Source organism: Nocardia pneumoniae NBRC 100136 (assembly GCF_000308755.1).
GTDB classification, from domain to species: domain Bacteria; phylum Actinomycetota; class Actinomycetes; order Mycobacteriales; family Mycobacteriaceae; genus Nocardia; species Nocardia pneumoniae.
In genome coordinates this window covers 1-317 of sequence record NZ_BAGF01000119.1, presented here as the reverse complement: position 1 = coordinate 317, position 317 = coordinate 1, and the positions used below count along the sequence as shown (strand labels likewise).

The 317-nt window shown below is 67.2% G+C and carries 1 protein-coding gene; it reads right to left on the bottom strand.

All coding sequences use genetic code 11. The annotated features are described in order from the left end of the window. Positions 1 to 317, bottom strand: a 317-nt coding sequence (locus ON34_RS28625) for an MmyB family transcriptional regulator (protein WP_040785354.1), incomplete at both ends; no start/stop codon positions are given.

Here is a 317-nt window from a genome sequence, read left to right as displayed (position 1 = left end):
CCGCAAGGCGGTCGGCGTCTTCGGTGCCGGGTTGGGCTGTGTAGATCATGATGCGCAGGTCGCTGCCGTCGACGCTGAGGACGTCGCAGTCCAGGGTCACGGCGCCGACTCGGGGGTGGTCGATGGTTTTGCGGGCGGCTTCGTGCTGGCCGACGGTGCTCGATTCCCAAAGGTTGTCGAAGTGGGCGCTGCGGCGGCGTAGTTCGGCGATGAGACGGTGCAGGTTCTCGTCATCGGGGTAGCGGCTGGCGGTGCGGGACAGGTCGGCGACTTGTGCTGCCTGGAGCGCGCCTTTGGATTCGGGGGTGTGGCGTATG